Source organism: Xanthobacter wiegelii, assembly GCF_043193855.2.
Taxonomy (GTDB): domain Bacteria; phylum Pseudomonadota; class Alphaproteobacteria; order Rhizobiales; family Xanthobacteraceae; genus Xanthobacter; species Xanthobacter flavus_A.
In genome coordinates, this window is record NZ_CM195529.1 from 2,277,378 (window position 1) to 2,294,570 (window position 17,193).

14 protein-coding genes are annotated in these 17,193 nt (G+C 69.5%); 3 read left to right on the forward strand and 11 right to left on the reverse strand.

The genetic code is table 11. The annotated features are described in order from the left end of the window. Positions 1–51: 51 nt before the first annotated feature. Positions 52–1,311, reverse strand: a complete 1,260-nt coding sequence (locus tag V5F63_RS10435) for a KpsE/RkpR family capsule polysaccharide export protein (RefSeq protein ID WP_394102624.1) — start codon at positions 1,309–1,311, stop codon at positions 52–54. A gap of 106 nt (positions 1,312–1,417) precedes the next feature. Continuing rightward, positions 1,418–2,467, reverse strand: coding sequence for a polysaccharide biosynthesis/export family protein (locus tag V5F63_RS10440; RefSeq protein WP_245327515.1), 1,050 nt, complete (start codon positions 2,465–2,467; stop codon positions 1,418–1,420). A 336-nt stretch (positions 2,468–2,803) separates the two neighbouring features. On the opposite strand from V5F63_RS10440, the gene V5F63_RS10445 reads away from it, so the two are divergent. Further along, positions 2,804–3,631 carry an SDR family NAD(P)-dependent oxidoreductase gene (locus V5F63_RS10445; protein ID WP_394102625.1) on the forward strand — a complete coding sequence of 276 codons (828 nt, stop codon included), beginning with the start codon at positions 2,804–2,806 and terminating at the stop codon, positions 3,629–3,631. Between the two features lie 3 nt (positions 3,632–3,634). On the opposite strand, the gene V5F63_RS10450 is transcribed toward V5F63_RS10445, so the two are convergent. Together V5F63_RS10450 and V5F63_RS10455 are read right to left on the reverse strand one after the other, a co-directional pair. Continuing rightward, entirely contained in the window at positions 3,635–5,725 is a 2,091-nt protein-coding gene (locus V5F63_RS10450) for a tetratricopeptide repeat-containing sulfotransferase family protein (RefSeq protein ID WP_394102626.1), read from the reverse strand. Positions 5,726–5,736: 11 nt separating this feature from the next. After that, positions 5,737–10,842 carry an autotransporter domain-containing protein gene (locus V5F63_RS10455; protein WP_394102627.1) on the reverse strand — a complete coding sequence of 1,702 codons (5,106 nt, stop codon included), beginning with the start codon at positions 10,840–10,842 and terminating at the stop codon, positions 5,737–5,739. Positions 10,843–11,216: 374 nt separating this feature from the next. Here V5F63_RS10455 and V5F63_RS10460 point away from each other — a divergent pair, with 374 nt between their 5' ends. Further along, positions 11,217–11,888 carry a VIT1/CCC1 transporter family protein gene (locus V5F63_RS10460; protein ID WP_209488975.1) on the forward strand — a complete coding sequence of 224 codons (672 nt, stop codon included), beginning with the start codon at positions 11,217–11,219 and terminating at the stop codon, positions 11,886–11,888. 106 nt (positions 11,889–11,994) lie between these two features. Next, positions 11,995–12,321, forward strand: a complete 327-nt coding sequence (locus tag V5F63_RS10465; RefSeq protein ID WP_209488976.1) for a hypothetical protein — start codon at positions 11,995–11,997, stop codon at positions 12,319–12,321. Positions 12,322–12,355: 34 nt separating this feature from the next. Here the strand turns inward: V5F63_RS10465 and V5F63_RS10470 are convergent, their stop codons facing one another. From V5F63_RS10470 to V5F63_RS10500, 7 genes are all read right to left on the reverse strand, one after another. Further along, complete coding sequence (locus tag V5F63_RS10470; protein WP_394028531.1) at positions 12,356–12,889, reverse strand: arsenate reductase ArsC; 534 nt, start codon at positions 12,887–12,889, stop codon at positions 12,356–12,358. Then, on the reverse strand, positions 12,882–13,259 hold the full coding sequence (locus V5F63_RS10475; protein WP_209488978.1) for an ArsR/SmtB family transcription factor: 378 nt from the start codon (positions 13,257–13,259) through the stop codon (positions 12,882–12,884). Before V5F63_RS10475 ends, V5F63_RS10470 begins: the two co-directional genes overlap by 8 nt. Before the next feature lie 188 nt (positions 13,260–13,447). Beyond that, on the reverse strand, positions 13,448–13,840 hold the full coding sequence (locus V5F63_RS10480; protein ID WP_209488979.1) for a RidA family protein: 393 nt from the start codon (positions 13,838–13,840) through the stop codon (positions 13,448–13,450). Then, positions 13,841–14,686, reverse strand: coding sequence for an alpha/beta hydrolase (locus V5F63_RS10485; RefSeq protein ID WP_394028533.1), 846 nt, complete (start codon positions 14,684–14,686; stop codon positions 13,841–13,843). A 15-nt stretch (positions 14,687–14,701) separates the two neighbouring features. Beyond that, positions 14,702–15,415, reverse strand: a complete 714-nt coding sequence (locus V5F63_RS10490; RefSeq protein WP_209488981.1) for an ABC transporter ATP-binding protein — start codon at positions 15,413–15,415, stop codon at positions 14,702–14,704. Beyond that, the gene (locus V5F63_RS10495; protein WP_394102628.1) at positions 15,408–16,193 is read right to left on the reverse strand and encodes an ABC transporter ATP-binding protein; all 786 of its coding nucleotides are present in this window, start codon (positions 16,191–16,193) and stop codon (positions 15,408–15,410) included. Before V5F63_RS10495 ends, V5F63_RS10490 begins: the two co-directional genes overlap by 8 nt. After that, the gene (locus tag V5F63_RS10500; protein ID WP_394102629.1) at positions 16,190–17,191 is read right to left on the reverse strand and encodes a branched-chain amino acid ABC transporter permease; all 1,002 of its coding nucleotides are present in this window, start codon (positions 17,189–17,191) and stop codon (positions 16,190–16,192) included. The genes V5F63_RS10495 and V5F63_RS10500 overlap by 4 nt, the downstream gene beginning before the upstream one ends. Positions 17,192–17,193 lie beyond the last annotated feature (2 nt).

Genomic DNA, 17,193 nt, shown 5'->3' on the forward strand with positions numbered 1-17,193 from the left:
CCGGCCCCGGATAGGCCGCGGGTTCCGGCCTCATGATCCGGAAAGCCCGTCCTACCGCGTCCGCGCGTAGACGCTCGCCACATAAAGTGCCACCACCGCCCAAGCGGCGAACAGGATGGCGAAGAGGGCGCCGGCCTGAAGCGCGGGGATGGGGAAAGCCTTCTCGTGCGGCAGGGTGGGGGCCATGAAGGCGAGGATGTAGACCTGCTGCCGGCCCCGGTCCATGCGGGCTTCGATGAGTTCGGCCTCGGCCTGCTTGAGCCGCTGCTCGGCGAGGCGGCGGCTCGCTTCCAGTTCGGCGCCGGCGACGAGGTTGACGCTGGAGCCCGAGGAGGCCGCATCGCCGAGGAGGGAGCCGTCGAGCGCGGCGATCTTTTCGTCCAGCGAGCGCAGCCGCTCCTTCAGCGCCCGTATCACGGGCGAATCCTCGTCGAGCCGGGCGCGGGCAGCGTTGAGGTCCGTGTTCAGGGCCGAGCGCTGGTCGCGCAGCTTGGAGATGACGGCGAAGGCGTCGCTGGCGCTCTTGGTCGGGTCCAGCGTGCCCTGACTGTTGCGGAAGGCTTCGAGCCCGGTGCGCACCACCGCCAGTTCCGTGAATGCTGCGCGCTCCTCCGCCTCGGCCTCCACCACGCGGTCGCTGCGGTTGCGGGCGGTGAGATCGTTGGTCACCTGCTCGGCCTGGCGCACCACGGCGGCAGCGAGCAGGGCCGCGCTCTGCGGGCTGAAGGCATAGACCTGCACCTTGATGACGCCCGACATCTGCTCGAGGCTGACACTCACCTGCCGGTTCCAGTAGGTGACGAGGTCTTCCGTGCTGGCCTCCGGCGACAGGGCGAACACCGGGTCGCGATCGGAGATGCCGAAGATGCGCTTCAGGTCGAGCTGGTCCTGGAGCGCGTCCACCATGGCGCGGCTGCGCAGGTAGTCCACGACGACCCGCGCCTCCTGGGTGTTGGCCACCTGCGGTATGCCATTGGCCGCGGGGGTGGCCGAGGCATTGGAGACGGTTTCCAGATTGCCGCGCACCACGAGGCGCGCCTCGGAGCGGAACTGGGGGGCGGCGACGAAGGTGAGATAGAGCAGGCTCGCGACCGCCGGCAGCAGCACCAGCAGCCCGAAGCTGCCAAGGGCGAGTTCCGTGCGGGTGAGACGGGCGCGGCGTCCTTCGGCGAGGGTGGCCTGCGCCTCGTTCCGCAACGCGGCCCGGCGACGGGAGATGGCCGCGCCGACGCCGCGCAGCAGCGGAAGCGGCAGGAAGCGCTGGATCCGCGCGACGGCCGGGGATGCGGCGACGGCGGGTTCCTGGGCCACGGCTGGCTCCTGAGTGACCCTGTCGGGGGCGGCGGTGGTCCTGCCGCCCCGCGCGCGGGTCGATCCGTTGTCCCGGGTCGCCTGCGCCGGGGCGGTCATGCCGGCCCTATTGCGCGACCGCGGCCGTGCTGACCACGGGCTGCGCGACGGAGTTGAACAGCGAGGTGACCTTCTGCAGGTCGGCCAGCGGCGCATTGGCCACGTAGATCGCGTCCTTGTTGCGGATATTGAAGCCGCGGGCGAGGAAGACGAAATTCGGGTCGCGCATGTTCCAGCGGTAGATCACGCGCACGTAGCCGTTGCTCTCCAGCGGCTGGGCGTCCGGCCGCAGGCGGTTGGCGAAGCGCACGGGCTCGATGCGCATGAGATAGACGCCGGAGGGATCGGCGCGGGAATCGATGAGGCCGCCGACGCGCGCGACCCCTTCTTCCAGCGTGATGCCGACGGCGTCGAACGGCACGATGGTCGGGTTCCCGGCGGCGCCGAACACCGTGTAGGTCTGCGGGTCGCGGATCAGCACGATCTTGTCCAGCGGGCGGACGTAGACGTCCTCCTTGGGATCGTTGAGCAGGGTCTGCATGGGCACGGTCACGGTGGTGCCGCTGCGGCTGAGGCGCACGAACACCTCATGGGCGGCAATCTTGATGCCGCCGGCTGCCGCAATCACGTCCAGCACGCGGTCGCCGCGCGGGGAGAGCGGGACGATCGCGCCGGAGGTCGCCTCGCCGAGCACGGTGGCGGCATTGCTGACGCTGCGCGTCACCACCACCACCACCTGCGGCTCGATGGCCTTGCCGCTCAGCTTCTCGACCACGGCCGACTCGATCTGCGCGGTGGTGCGCCCGGCCACCTGGATGCGCCCGGCATAGGGAACGGTGATGGAGCCGTCCTGCGACACCTGCTGCTCGGGGATGGCGGCGCTGCGCGAGCCGGTGCCCAGCCGGTCGATGACCGGACCGGAGAACAGGCCGCCGGCCGCCGCCTCCCAGATGGTGACGGAGATGACGTCGCCCACGCCCACCACGTAGCGGGTGGGGGGGCGGTAGTCGCCGAAGCGGCCGCCAAAGGAGGCGGGGCGCTCCTGCGCCAGAAGGGAGAGGGTGCGATCGTCCACGTCGACCAGCAGGTAGCGCTGGTCGTCCGTGGGCTGCGTCATCTCGATCTCGACCCGCGACGGGCCGGAAGACGGAAGCGCCGTGCACCCGCTGGTTGCGGCTGCGAGCAGCAGGGACACGAGGATCTTCTTTGCAGACAACATTGACGCGCTACGGTCCCGCCGCTGGAGGAGCAGGGCTGTTATACATCCTGGCACCGTTCACAGCGACCTAGCCACACAACGTTTAAGGGAGCGTTGCCGTGTTGCAACACGTCAGCGTTGTCCGCCAAAATACCGCAGTCGTCGCGCGCCTTTACGTGGTATCGCCGGCTCGATCATACCATCCGCGGAACGTGGGGACGGTATTTTAATAATCTCGAAAGGCAGGAGGAGGGGTTGAAACACGGTGTCGCAGCATCGATCGATCGCCCCAGCGCCCCCCTCGCCATCATCAGCGGCGGATCGAGCGGCATCGGTTTGTGCGCTGCAAGAATTCTCGGCGCAAAGGGATACCGCATTGCCCTCCTTGCCCGCGATCAGCAGCGCCTCGCGCAAGCCCGGGCGGCGCTGGAGGCTGACGGTATCGAAGTCGTCACCTGCATCCTCGACGTGCGTGACGCAGAGGCATGCCGGGCCGTCGTCGAAACGCTGACTTTCAGGCATGGCCCGCCTCTCTGGGTTGTGGCGAGCGCCGGCATCGTGGAGCCCGGATTCTTCCTGGAGCAGGGCGAATCCGCCACCCGCGACCAGATGGAGACCAACTTCCTCGGCACGGCGAATCTCGTGCGCGCCGCCGTGCCGTCCATGCTGGCGGCGGGGCGGGGGCATGTGGCGATGGTCGCTTCGGCCGCCGGCCTCTTCGGGGTGGCGGGCTACGCGGGCTATTGCGCGTCGAAGTTCGCGGTTCGGGGATTCGCCGAGGCGCTCCGCATTGAGCTTTCCGCCTCGGGTGTAAGCGTGACGGTGGCGGTGCCGCCGGATACAGACACGCCGCAGCTCGCCTATGAGCGCCCGCTGCGTCCGGCGGCCATCGCGCCTTTCGCCGGGTCCGGCCGGCCGCTGCCGCCCGAGGTAGTCGCCGCCCATCTCATCCGCACCGCCGAGCGCGGCGGGTTCCTGTCCGCGCCGACGGCGCAGCTCGCAGCCATCGCGCGGCTGCAGGGGGTCGCCTCCAGCCTCCTCGCGCGGATGCAGATGCGCCTGCTCAGCCGGCACAAAAGGTGAGCATCAGCGCCCCAGCGCCTCCAGCAGCGGCTGGATGGCGGGGCCGTAGCGGCGCCAGCGTCCGACCGAGGAGGCATAGAGCGGCTCGCGCACCTGGGTGATGCTGGCGGTGCGCACCGGCCGCTCGGTCTCGTGAAACTTCAGGCAGGCCGGGTCCCAGTCTTCCCCGCACGCGGAGATGAGACTGCGGGCGGCGGCCTCGATGTCGGCCACCACCGCCTCGTAGTCCATGGGAAGGATCGTGCCTTCCGGCAGCACCGCGCCCCAGTGTGCCATCAGGCCGGCATAGGCGTGATGGTGACGGGCAAGCTCGGCGAAATCGTAGCTGTACGGCAGGTCGTCGCGGAACAGCTTGGAGAAGCAGGAGATGGCGGTGTCCACCGGATCGCGCCGGCAATGGATGATGACCGCACGCGGAAACAGGATGTGGATGAGGCCGAGATAGAAGTAGTTGTTGAGCATCTTGTCCGCCACCAGCCGCTTGCCGGGGGCGCGGGCGGGCAAGGCATCGAGATAGGCGGAGGAGATCTCCCCCATCTCCGGCCGCTCCATGAGGTGCATCAGCTCGGGATAGTGGACCATGCCGCCGAAGGCCTGGTCGATGCGATTCACAGCGTGGTGGAACAGGTCCATCTCGCCGCCGCCCTGGATGGCGGGATGGCTGGCGAGAATCTGCTCCACCAGCGTGCTGCCCGAGCGCGGCATGCCGACGATGAAGATGGGCCGGGCCTCGGCAGTCCCCATCCCCGCCCGCTCGGCGATGAAGGAACGGGTGAAGATGGCGCGGATGCGCTCGAAGGTGGCGAGCGCGGCGGGCTCGTCATAGGTCACCTGCGCGCGCTTGAGCTTCGCGCCGGCGATGAACTGGTCCATGGCCTCGGCGTGGCGGCCGAGGTCGTCATAGGCCTTGCCGAGCGCGTAGTGGAGCGGGATGCGCTCCACTACGCCGGTCTCGCGCGACAGCGCCGTCTCCAGCGCCGCCACCATGTCTTCCTCCGGCCGCACCTTGCGCGCGGCGACGAGGTTCACGCGGCTGTTGAGGGAGGCGGGATCCTTCGCCAGCGCCCGCTCGAACAGGGCGCAGGCGCCGCGCAGGTCGCCGGTCTCCATCAGCAGCAGGCCGAGCACGTTCAGGGCGTCGAGATCGTCCGGGGCAAGCGCAAGCGCGCGGCGGGCGGCGTCCATGGCCTCCGGCCCGCGTTCCAGATCGCGCAGGATGCGGGCGAGGAGGACGAGGGTCGGCACATGGTGCGGATTGGCCCGGAGCGCACGCTGGCACGCCGAGCGCGCGCCTTCCGCCTTGCGCTCATTCAGCAGTCCCTGCGCCAAATAGAAGGCCGGCTCCGGCCGCTCCGGCGCCGCGGAAATGGCGAGGGCCAGCACCGCGAAGGCCTCTTCGCTCCGCTCCTGCGCGAACAGGGAGAGGGCGAGCGAATTGTAGGGCTCCACATAGTCCCGTCGCTGGGCGATGGCCGTATGGAGGGCTGCGTCGGCCTCGCGGAAGTCGCCCTGCTCGCGCAGCACGTTGCCGATGTTGTTCCAGGCCTCCGGATAATGCCCGCGGTGGGCGAGGGCGGCGCGGAAGGCGGCGATGGCCTCGCCCGGACGGCTTTGGGCGCGCAGGGCATTGCCGAGATTGTTGTGGGCCTCGGCAAAGGCGGGGCGCAGCGCGATGGCCCGCTCATAGCAGGCCATGGACTCCTCCAGCGCGCCGGTCTCGAACAGGGCGATGCCCAGGTTATTGTGACCGGCGGCATAGGCCGCATCCGCCGCCACCGCCGCGCGCCCGGCGGCAATGGCGCCCGCCCGGTCGCCGGTCTGGCGGCGCATCTCGCACAGATTGCTGTGGTAGGAGGCGCGTCCGGGATCGGTCTCGGCCGCAAGCGCCATGAAGCTCACGGCGTCTTGCGTGCGGCCTGTCTGCGCGAGGATGACCCCGACGAGGTGCGCCGCCTCGGCGGTCGCCGCCTGCTGGCCGAGCACCGCGCGCCGGACGATGGCCCGCGCCAGCGCTTCGGCACCCGCCTTGTCGCCGGCGTGGTAGAGTTCCCAGGCCCGCTCCAGCGTGGGCGGCCCGCCGCGATCCGCGCCCATCTCCCGCGCCTTCAGAACCGCAGCCTCAGCTGCGCGGAGGCGGTGCTGTTGGAATAGCTGTCGCCGAAGCTGCCGCGATACTCGATGTAGCCGTCGAAATTGGCCGAGAAGGCGAAGGAGAGGCCCGCTGCCGCCAGCGCCAGATCGCTCGGTCCGCCGGAGAGGATGTTGAAACCGATGGTGCTGTCGGCGAGGAAGGTGGCGCCGAGGCTCGCGCCGGTGTCGAGATATTCGTGCTGCCAGCCGGCCTCCAGGCGCAGCGTCACCGGCAGGGTGGAGAGAGACAACGGCTGCACGACACGCAGGCCCAGGGTGGATTGCAGCGACTGGGTGGTATCGGCGGCGACGTTCAGGTTGAACACGCCGGCGCCGCGCTCGGCGAAGGTCTCGGTGCCCAGCGCCGCGTAGGCGAGGCGCAGATAGGGCTCCAGCTTCGCGCCGGGGGCGTAGGCATAGTCAATACCCGCCTCGCCCACCACCGCGCCGGCATTGCCCGCATAGGTCGAGCGCGCGGTGAAGAGCGTGCCGCCGAACGCGATGGAACGGCTCATGTCGTAGGTCTGGTAGCCGTAGGTGCCGAACAGGTTGGCGTAGAAGGCGCCCCACTGCTTTTCCGCATAGAGCGAGGCGGTCCATTGATCCACCGAGCCGGAGGCGGGGCCGGTGAAGCCCAGATCAGCCGTCTGATAGCTGAACACGGCGCCGCCCCGCGCATCCGCGCCGAACGCCCGCTCGATGCCGCCGAGCACGCCGCCGCCGGAGCTGGTGGTGGTGCCGTTGCCGGTGTCCGTGCTGCCCCAATTGCCGAACGGGCGCAGCCACACGCTGTTCTCAGGCGCGGCCGGTGCCGGGGAGAGGGCGGCCCACGGGCCGGAGGCGCCGGAGGAGGGGGCCGTCGCGGCATAGGCGTTGGCGGAGAGGCTCACCTCGCCCGCGCCATAGGAGAGAAGCGCGCTGCCGCCGCTGGGCAGGGCGCCCGTGCCGCGCGTGGCGGCGAGTTGCTGGCTGATCTGCCCGTTGATGGTGCCGAAGGTCGCCATGGCGGCCGTCTTTGCATCGGCCAAAGGCGCGCCGGACATCTGGTTGAGGAGGTTGGCCACCTGCCCGTCGGTGCCGACATAAAAGCTGTCCAGCACCGGGCTCAGCGGCGAGGACAGGGAGAGCCGCTGGTAATTGAGATCGATGCCCGCCGCGAGCGAACGCCCCGCCAGCGTGAGGCCGGCGAGGGAGGTGGTGGCGTTGCGGGTGAGCACCAGCGTCGCCCCGTCCGCGTCATAGGTGACGGCGGCGGAGAGCAGGCTGTTGGGCGTGGTCACGTCGGAGAAGGCGCCGGAGATGTCGGTGGAGGCGACGAGATCGTAGTTCGTGGTCTTCGCCCGGATGCCGGTGGCGCCCAGCACGGCGACCGTGCCGTCGAGATCGGCGCTCGTCGCGACGATGGGCGCGGCGGTCCATTGCGGGGAGAGGTAGAGGCCCAGCGTGCCGCCGGCGGCCTGGGTGTAGGCGTTCGTTTCGATGGCGCTGTCGGCGGTGAGGATCAGCGTGCCCTGATCCTTCACGGCGAAGGTGCCGATGCCCACCGCCGTGCCGGTGAAGGCGAGGCTCACCGGTGTGCCGTCGCCGCCGACGCTGACGGTCGCGAGGCTCTCCAGCGTGCCCGAATAGGCGAAGCTCGTGCCCGCCCCGGCCAGAACGGTGAGGCTGCCGAGTCCACCGCCGAGCACGTCGCCGTTGAGGAGGCCGCCGCTCCAGGTGATGGCATCGGCATAGGTCGAGGAGAGCGCGAGGTCGCCGAAGACGGTGCCGTCCTCAAGCAGGATGCGGGTGGCCGCACCCTCACCGGTGAGGTCGACGGCGATGCCCGCCCCGTCCCCCTCGAAGGCGAAGATGCCGCCGCGATTGGTGAGCGTGCCGATGCTGCTGCCGCCCGCCACCTTGATGGCGGTGGCGCTGCCCGTAGCGCCGGTAGAGGCGGTGATGCCGCCGGTATTCACGAGGCCGCCGCTGATCGTCACCGCCCCGGCGGTCGCGAGCGCCGGGTCCACGCCCAGCGTGCCGAGGGCGGTCAGCTGCGCCGCGCCCAGCGCCTTGCCGTCGATGGGCGCGCCGATGGCGATGCCGATGGCGGTGGCGTCCGTGCCGTTCGCCTGCGCGGCAATGACGCTCGTGTTGGAGAGAGCCCCGCCCACCGCGCCGGAGGCGATCTGCAGGCCAACGGCTTTCGCCTGCGCCGTGCCGCTCGCGCCCGCCAGACCCGCCTCGGCGACCGCGATGACGATGCCTGAATTCACGATGCTGCCGCCGACGCCGCCCGTTGCATCGAGCGCGATGCCGTAGGCGAAAGCGGACGCATCCGCCTTGCCGCCGCTGGCGGACGCATTCGCGGTGGCGATGCCGCCGATGGTGCCGGTATTCACGAGATCGCCGCCGATGCCGGCGCCGCCCGCCGTGAGAAGCCCGAAAGCCGACGCGACGGCGTCTGCCTTGGTGGAGACCGTGCCGCCGCTGGCCGATGCGATCACGCTGGCCGATGCGGTCGCGCCGATGGTGGCGGTGTTGGTGAAATTGCCCGCAACTCCCGCCGTACCGGTCAGCATCACGCCCATGGAGAGCGCCGACCCGAAGCCGGTCGCGGTCGCGGTCCCATTGCCGCCGCCGGTGGCCGAGACAAGCGTGGTGACGGTGGCGCCGGAGAGGATGTCCGCGCTGTTGGCAAAGCCGCCGATGCCGTCGGTGGAGGCGATGAGGCCGCTTGCAAGCGCGAGCCCGGTGGCTTCGGCTTCCGCCGTGCCGCTTCCGCCCGAGGCGTTGGCGGCAGCGTTGAAAAGACCGGACGCGCGGGTCCAGATGGCGCCGGAATTGACGATGGAGCCCGTCACCTGGCCCGGCAGCGCGAGGACCCCCATGGCCAGCGACAGGCCGTCCGAGACGGTGGTCGCCTGCGCGCTCGTGCCGATGGCGGTGGCCGTTCCCGAAATGGCGAGCGCCTGCTCCACCGCGATGACGCCGGAATTGGTGAAGCTGCCGTCGAGCCCGTTGAGGCTCGCATAGATGCCGTAGCTCGCGGCGATGGCGCCGTCGAGGCCGGGCAGGGTGCTGAGCTGCGTGGACTGGCTGAGCGCCGAGGCCACGGCCGAGCCCGTGGTTGCGTTCGCGGTGGCGCTGTTGGTCAGCGTCACCGTCGAGAACAGATCGATGATGCCGGAATTGGTGATCGCCGTGGTCGGCACCACGCCGCTCGCGGGTGCGGTCGTCACCGCCGTGATGTTGAGGCCGAAGCTGTTGAGGTTCGGCGAGGCGGAACTGGCCGCGGCGCTCGCACTCGTCCCGCCGGAGGCCGTCGCCGTCTGGGTGGAGGCGAAGGACGAGGTGAGGTCGATGATGCCGGAGTTCGTCACCTCGGCGATGTTCGGCGTGTCGACGAGGATGCCGATCGCCTGGTTGGTGGCGTAGAGCAGGCCAGCGATGAGGGCGCTCGATCCCGAGGAGTAGGTGACATCCGCCACCGCCCCGCCGTCCGACAGGGCCGAGCCGGCGAAGGAACCGACCGCGCCGGAAGAGATGAGGACGCGCCCGCTGTTGCGCACGGTGGCGCTGTAGGTGCCGGCCTGGAAGCTGCTGGCCTCCACATCGATGCCGATGAGCCGCGTCTGCAGATATCCGGAGGCATTCGCGGTCGCCTGCTTGGTCGTTGGACCACTCTCGGCGGAGGCGACGAGCGTGCCTTTCGCCGAGGCGGTGGCTGTCAGCGCCACGGTGCCGCTGTTGACGATGGGCCCGGTGAGGTTGTCCACGGACACGTTGATGCCGGTGAGCTGGACGGCGGCGAAGTCCTGCTGCGCCACCAGCGCCTCTTCCCTGGCCATGGCGCTGGCGGTGGCGACCGTCGTCGCGATGCCCGTGACCTCGATGGTCCCGCTGTTGGTGAGTCCGCCGAGGCTGCCATTGGCGAGATCGACGCCGTAGGCGATCACCGCCGCACCCACCGAGCCCGACTCCAGGGAGGTCGTCGGCCCGGCGGGGGAATTGTAGTTCACCAATCGGGCGATCTTGTCCGCCGTCGCCTTGCCGGAGGAGGTCGCCGTCGCCGAGGCGGCGACCGAGATGGTGCCCGTATTCTCAAATTTGCCGATGGTCAGCCCGTTCGACATGACGCCGGACGCCTCGGCATTGGCGGTGGACTGGAGCATCAGCCCGGTCGCCTTCGCAGCGGAGGTCGACACCGAGAACTGGGTGGCGGCGGTGATGGACGCGGCGACATCGATGATGCCGGAATTGGTGAGGGTGCCCGTCGCGCCGGCAGGCGTCGCCAGGCCCGACTGGCTCATCCTCACGCCGATCGCGGTGGCGGTGGCCGAGGCCTGGAGCGTGCCCGTCGAGGTCTGGGCGAAGCTCTCGCTGATGGCTGCGGCCGCGCGCACCTTGATGGTGCCGGCATTGTCGAAGCTGTTCGCGGCGCCTGTGCCATAAGTGGCATAGCCATGGGCGAAGATGCCGGTGACGATGTCGAGCCCGGTGATCTTGTCGGACGCGCTGATGGCGACGTTCGCGGTATTGGCGACGTCGATGACGCCGCTGCTGGCATTGGTGACGCCGCCGGCGAAATAGCTGTCCAGCTGCACGCCATAGGCATATTCGGAGATGCCCACGTTGCCGCTGGTCTTGATGACGGGCTGGTCGGTGACGATGCGGTGAGACAGCACGGTCCCGCTGTTCAGCACGCTCCCGGTGGAGGGGGCGGAGCCATAGAGCACGATGCCCTTGGTGGTGCCGGAGGCACCGACCGCTGTGCCACCGGAATGGATCTTCAGCTTCGTGATGGTTTGGGTGACGCTCACCGTACCGGTGTTCACGATGCCGGCGCCGTCGGTCAAAGCGGACCGGTTGATCTCCAGCGCCGCCGCGCTGTTCTTGGTGGTTTCGGTATAGACGATGCCGCCGAGCACGCTGACCCCGCTGAAGGGTGCCCCCGGCGAGGCGCTATCGAGTGACACCGGCGCCGTGAGCACCGTGCCCGAGGGAACGAGATAATCCCCCGCCCGCGCCACCGGGCCGGCCAGCGCGAGCGCCAGCAGAGAGGTCGAGGCGAGCAGGCTGGTCGCAAGCAGGCGGGACATGCGCACCTCTCCCGGGGGGGCGGGACAGCTTTGGATGCAAGGGACGAGTGGGAACCTCTGCGAAGTTACCTCTCGATTCGGCTCGCGCGCAATCCGCCGGGAGCGCATCTCCCGCTTCATTTCAAACGGTTCTCGGGCGTGGTTAAGGCGTTGCACCGCACCGTCGCGGCCGAGCCCCCCCTTGATCGCCCCCCGCCCTTGACCGCCCCCCGCCGCATGGCGAGACCGGAGCGCCGCCGCCGGGGCGGCCGGCACCCGTTCCATGTCGCCTGCCGGTCGAGGACAACCATGGCGCAGGAAATGGAATGCGCTTCCGTCGGTCCGCCGGCCGTGCCATGAGCGGTGGTGTCGGGATCGGGCTGGAGAGCCGTGTCATGTCGCTGCCGTCGCGTGTCGTCGCCTCGCTCAAGGCCTCCATCGGCGATGTGGTGTTCGGCATGGAGGACGGCACCGTCTCCATCTTCGGCCTCGTCTTCGGCGTCGCCATGAGCACCAACGATCCCCGCGCGGTGCTGATCGCCGGCGCCACCGGCGCGGCCGCTGCGGCCGTGTCCATGATGGCGGGCAGCTATCTCGATGCGGAATCCGTGCGCGATGCGCGTCGTGCCCGGCGCAACGGGCCGGTGGATGCGGCGGAAGCCGCGGCGCAGGTCGAGACGGTCGCTGCGGCCCTCACGCGCGGCGGCATGGCGGCGGCGGACGTGACGCAAGTGGCGGAGGCGCTGAAGCGCGCGCCGCGTGCCACCCTCGGCCTGCGCTCCGAGCTGGACGAGGCGGACGACGGCGCCAGCCCCACCTCGCACGCTTTCTGGATGTTCGTCTCGGACCTGTTCGCCGGCTTCACCCCGGTGCTGCCCTTCGCCTTCCTGCCGATGGACGAGGCGCGGATCGTCTCGCTGGTGCTGACGACGGTGCTGCTGGTGGCGCTCGGAATCGGGCGCGGCATCGTGGCGAAACGCTCCATCCTGCGAGCCACGGCGGAAACGCTGGCCATCGCCGCCTCTGCCGCCGCGGCCGGCGTGCTGGTGGGCCGGCTGTTGTCCTGAGGGGCGATCGCGAGGGGCGTTGCGGCCTAATGTCCCTCACGCTGTCGAGGAGTTCTTCTGGCATCGAACTTGTTTCGACCTCGGCAGAGGAACCAGGGACAGGCCCATGCAGCCAAAGCCGGATGCCGACGACTATCTCGCGCTCTTCGGGCGCTACAAGGCGGATTTCGGGGACGTCTACATGGACCCGGAGGACGAGCGCTTCCGCCTGCTGTTCGACCAGATCTGCCGCATGCTGACCCAGCCTACGCCCTTCAATCTGGCCCTGCCGGAGCAGTTCCGCTCCACGGCCTTCCGCTATCTGGAGGGCGATCCGCACACGGTGGCGCACATGACCACCATCGAGAACCGGCACTTCATGCTGAGCGACCTGTTCGACTACGTCCACCTCGTGAACACCATGGGTGGACGCTGGGATCAGCGCGGGCGCTGATCCCACCACAGGCCCGCGGCTTCTGTCGGCCAACTCAGGCGACGTCGGGCCGGCGCGTCGTGGCGCCGTCGAGACGCCCGATCTCCCGCAGCCGGGTGCCGAGGGCGAGCCGGTCCAGCTTGGCGATCGGAAGCGCGGTAAAGGCCGATATGCGGTTCTTGAGATAGCGGAAGGCGGCGCTGAAGGCGGCTTCCTTGGCAATGTCGCTGCCCTCGACAGCGGCGGGATCCTCGATGCCCCAGTGTGCGGTCATGGGTTGGCCGGGCCAGATGGGGCAGGCCTCGCCGGCCGCGTTGTCGCAGACGGTGAAGACGAAATCCATCACTGGCGCGCCGGGCTCGGCAAACTCCAGCCAGCTCTTGGAGCGCAGGCCGTAGGTGGGATAACCGAAAGCGGTCAGGGTCCGGACCGCGAACGGGTTCACCTCTCCCTTGGGCGCGCTTCCAGCGGAGAAGGCGCGGAAGTGACCGCCCCCATCCTTCGCCAGAATGCTCTCTGCGAGAATGGAGCGCGCCGAATTGCCGGTGCACAGGAACAACACGTTGAAGGTGTCTCTTGTCTCAGACATGGCTCTTCTCGCGTCTTTTGGTTTCCGCGTTGGGTGGACAGGTACAGGAAAGAGCAGCCACGGCCGGTGCGCAGACTTCGGGATGGCCGTTGCAGCAGTCCTTCATCAGGAAGGCGATGAGCCCGGACAGGGCGGCATGGACAGGGCTGTAGATGATGGACCTGCCCTCCCGGCGCGAACGGACCAGACCAGCCTGTTCCAGATGGCCGAGGTGGAAGGACATCCGCGAGGACGAGGCGCCGCCCATCGCCTCTCCGATGGCGCCGGCCGCCAGCCCTTCCGGCCCCGCCTGCACCAGAATCCGGACGATGCGCAGCCGCGTCTCCTGCGAGAGGGCGGCGAATGCAGACAGGGCCGAGGCTTCGTTCATACTTCCATATCTCAAGATATGTTGAGATATGAGCGATCCTAATGCTTCCCATGGCAGGGCGCAAGGCTTGAGCGGTGGCGGGCGATGAAAGGTCAGGAGCGGCGGTTCGCCGAGTTCATGTCGGCGTGGCCATGGCAAGCGGAAGCCAGGGAGATGGAGCGTGCGGCCTGTGCCGCGGCCCTTCTTGCTCAGCCTGCGGCGACCGCCACGGCCTCGATCTCGAACCGCCATTCCGGGCGGGCGAGGGCGGCGGCGATCACAAGCGTCGAGGCGGGCTTTTGGCCCTTGAGCAGCTCCGTGCGCAGCGATCCGTAGCCGGCATAGTCGGCCGGATCGGTAAGAAAGGCCGTGACCTTGGCGAGGTCGCCGAGCCCCATGCCGGCAGCCGCGAGGACCTGTTCCAGATTGGCGAAGGCGGCGCGCACCTGACCCTCGAAGTCGGCCGGCACCTGCCCCGTGGCGTCGATGCCCACCTGTCCCGAGATGTAGAGCGTTCGCACCGGGCCAGTCGCGAGCACGGCGGGGCTGTAGGGCAGGGCAGCATCAGCCGGGTTGGCGAGCACGGGCGAGAGAACGGACATTCAGGCCTCCGAAGGGCTGGCGAGGGCGAGGATCGCGCGGGTGAGCGGGTCGGTGCCGTCGGCCAGGGGATCGAGCAAAGTGAAATGGTTGCGCCGGGCCGGCTCCATGGACTGCACCGCGCCGCCGCGCGCCGCCCACAGCGCGGCGAAATCGCGGCTCCAGCGTTTGAAACCGTCCGTCTCCTCCCCGCCCACGGCGCACAGGAGCGGCATGAGCCGGGCGCTTGGCGGCAGGTCGCCGAGACGCAGCAGCGGGCTCGCCGCCGCTGCCTCCGGCCCTGAGAGGCGGAGGTCGGCGTTGATGGAGGTGTGCCGCAGCGGCCGCAGGTCGTAGACACCGGAGAGGCCGGCGAGGGCGCAGATGGGGCCGTCGCCCCGCTCCGCCTGATCGAGCGCCAGCATGGCCGCGAGCTGCCCGCCCGCCGAATGGCCGGCCACCACGATGCGGGACGGAGCCAGATGGTCCACCACCCAGCGCAACGCGAGACGCATCTCGTCCAGGATGTCGGCAACGCGCACACCGGACACCAGATCATAGGTCGGTGCCACCAGCGTCACCCCGGCGGCGATCGAGGGGCCAGCGATGAAGGAGACATCGGACTTGTCCAGCGCGCGCCAGTAGCCGCCATGGATGAAGAACAGCACCGGCGCGCCGTCGCCGGCCGGAAACACGTCCAGCAGGCAGCGCGGGCCGGGTCCATAGCGCTGGTCCAGCCGCCAGCCACCGCTGGCGCGCAGCGCCGCACCGAGGCGGCGGTGGCCGTCATAGACGCTCTCGCGCTCGGGATGCCGTCGGCGCAGGGCGTATTCGGCTTCGAGCGCGGGATCGATGAGGGTATGCGGCATGGGATTTCCGAAAACTCACAGGCCGAGATAGGCGGCGCGCACGCCGTCGTCATGGAGGAGGTCGGCGCCCGCACCGTCGCGCACGACGGCGCCCTCGGCGAGGACATAGCCGTGGGCGGCGCTGCGCAGGGCCATGCTTGCATTCTGCTCGGCGATGAGGAGGGACATGCCCTCGGCATTGAGGCGGCGGATGGTGGCGAAGATCTCCTGCACCACCTTGGGCGCGAGGCCCATGGAGGGCTCGTCGAGCAGCAGAAGGCGGGGCCTGCCCATGAGGGCGCGGCCGATGGCGAGCATCTGCTGCTCGCCGCCGGAGAGCAGCCCCGCCGCCTGCCGCCGCCGCTCGGCGAGGCGGGGAAAGAGCGCGAACACCATGTCGAGGTCGGCAGCGACACCCTGCGCCCGGCGCGGCCACAGCCGGCGGAAGGCGCCCATCTCCAGATTTTCCTCCACCGTCATGGGCGCGAACACGCGGCGCCCTTCCGGCACCAGCGCCAGCCCGCGCGACAGGCGGGAGGAGGTCGAGAGGTTGGTGATGTCCGCCCCGTCGAACACGATGCGCCCCCCCGTGGGGCGGATGAGGCCGGCGAGGGTGCGCAGCAGGGTCGTTTTGCCCGCGCCGTTGGCGCCGATGAGGCAGACGGACTGCCCGCGCGCCACCTTCAGGGAAACCGCGTGCAGCACATCCGTTCCGCCATAGCCGGCGACGAGACCTTGCACCTCAAGCATCGGCCGCCTCCTCGCCGAGATAGGCGGAGAGCACCTCGGGATGGCGGCGAACCTCCTCCGCCGTCCCCTCGGCGATGCGCCGGCCGTTGTTGAGCACCAGGATGTCGTGGGAGAGCGACATGACCATGCGCATGTTGTGCTCCACCAGCAGCACGGTCATGCCGTCGCGGTTCAGGTCGCGAATGGTCTCGGCCATCCTGTCCGCCTCGGCATGGGGCAGGCCGGCGGCGGGCTCGTCCAGCAGCAGGAGGCGCGGCTCGGAGGCGAGGGCGCGGGCAAGTTCGAGCACCTTCATCTGCCCGAAGGCCAGCGACCCTGCCGGCGCATGTGCCTTGGCGGCAAGGCCGAAGCGCTCCAGCAGCCCCATGGCGGTGGCCTCCATCGCCCGTTCCTCGATGCTCACCGCCGGGATGTGGAGGAGGGCGGAAAGCGTGGTGGCGCGGCCGCGCAGGTGGCGGCCCACCATGACGTTCTCCAGCACGGTCAGCTCGCGGAAGATCTGCAAATTCTGGAAGGTGCGGGCGATGCCGCGGCGTGCGCGTTCGTGGGTCGGCAGGCGATCGATGCGGGCGCCATCGAACTTCATGGCGCCGTCGGTCGGTCGGGTGACGCCGGCGATCATGTTGAACAGCGTGGACTTGCCGGCGCCGTTGGGGCCAATCACCGCCTTGATCTCCCCGGCCTTCACCCGGAAGGAGAGATCGTCCACGGCGGTGACGCCGGCGAAGCGGCAGGTGAGGTTTTCGACCTGCAGAAGATCGCTCATGCGCGCCGTCATGCCCGCCTCCTGCGGATGAGGCCGGCCAGCGCGGCCGGAACGCCCGCAAGGCCGCGCGGGAACAGGATCAGCACCACCAGAAGGCCGAGGCCGAACAGCATGAGTTCGGCATCCTCGTAATCGAGCAGGATCTGCGGCACCGCCGTGTAGATCAGCGCCCCCATCATCGGCCCGTAGAAGGTGCCCGCCCCGCCGATGGCGACCATCACAAGGAGCATGATGGACGGCGCGATGCCGAAGGTTTCCGGCGAGGCATACTGGTTGATGTGCACATAGAGGCTGCCGGCGATGCCCGCCATGCCGGCGCTGAGCACGAACACCGCGAGCTTGGTGCGGAAGCTGTCGATGCCCAGCGACTGCGCGCCCAGTTCGTTGGTCGCCACCGCCCGGATGCTGCGACCGATGCGCGAGGCGAGAAGGTTGGAGATGGCGAGCATCACCAGGAAGGCCACGCCCCACGCCAGCGGGAAGGCCTTGGCCTCGGTGTCCAGCGCGTGGCCGAAGAAGGAGAAGGGCTCGACGCCGAGGAGGCCGTTGGGGCCGCCCGTGAGCCCCACCAATTGGGTGAAGAAGACGACGAGAATGGCATTCCACCCCAGCGTCGCCATGGCGAGGTAATGCCCGCGCAGCCGCAGCGCCGGAATGCCGATGAGGAGCGCTCCGAGGCCGGCGACGGTCGCGGCCGCCGGCAGCCCGGCCCAGGGCGGCACGCCATAGCGCACGTTGAGGATGCCGCTCGCATAGGCGCCAAGGCCGAAGAAGCCGGCATGGGCCAGCGAGATCTGACCGCCATAGCCCATCAGCAGATTGAGCGAGGCGATCAGCACCAGATTGATGAGGGCGAGATTGGCGAGGGAGATCCAATAGGCGTTGGGCACCAGAAAGGGCACCGCCGCCAGTGCGAGCCACACCAGCGCGAGACGGGCATGGCGGGAGAGGCCGCGCCGGGGCAGGCGGCTGTGGGTCATCGGTCCGGTCTCCGCCTCGATGCTGGCCATGG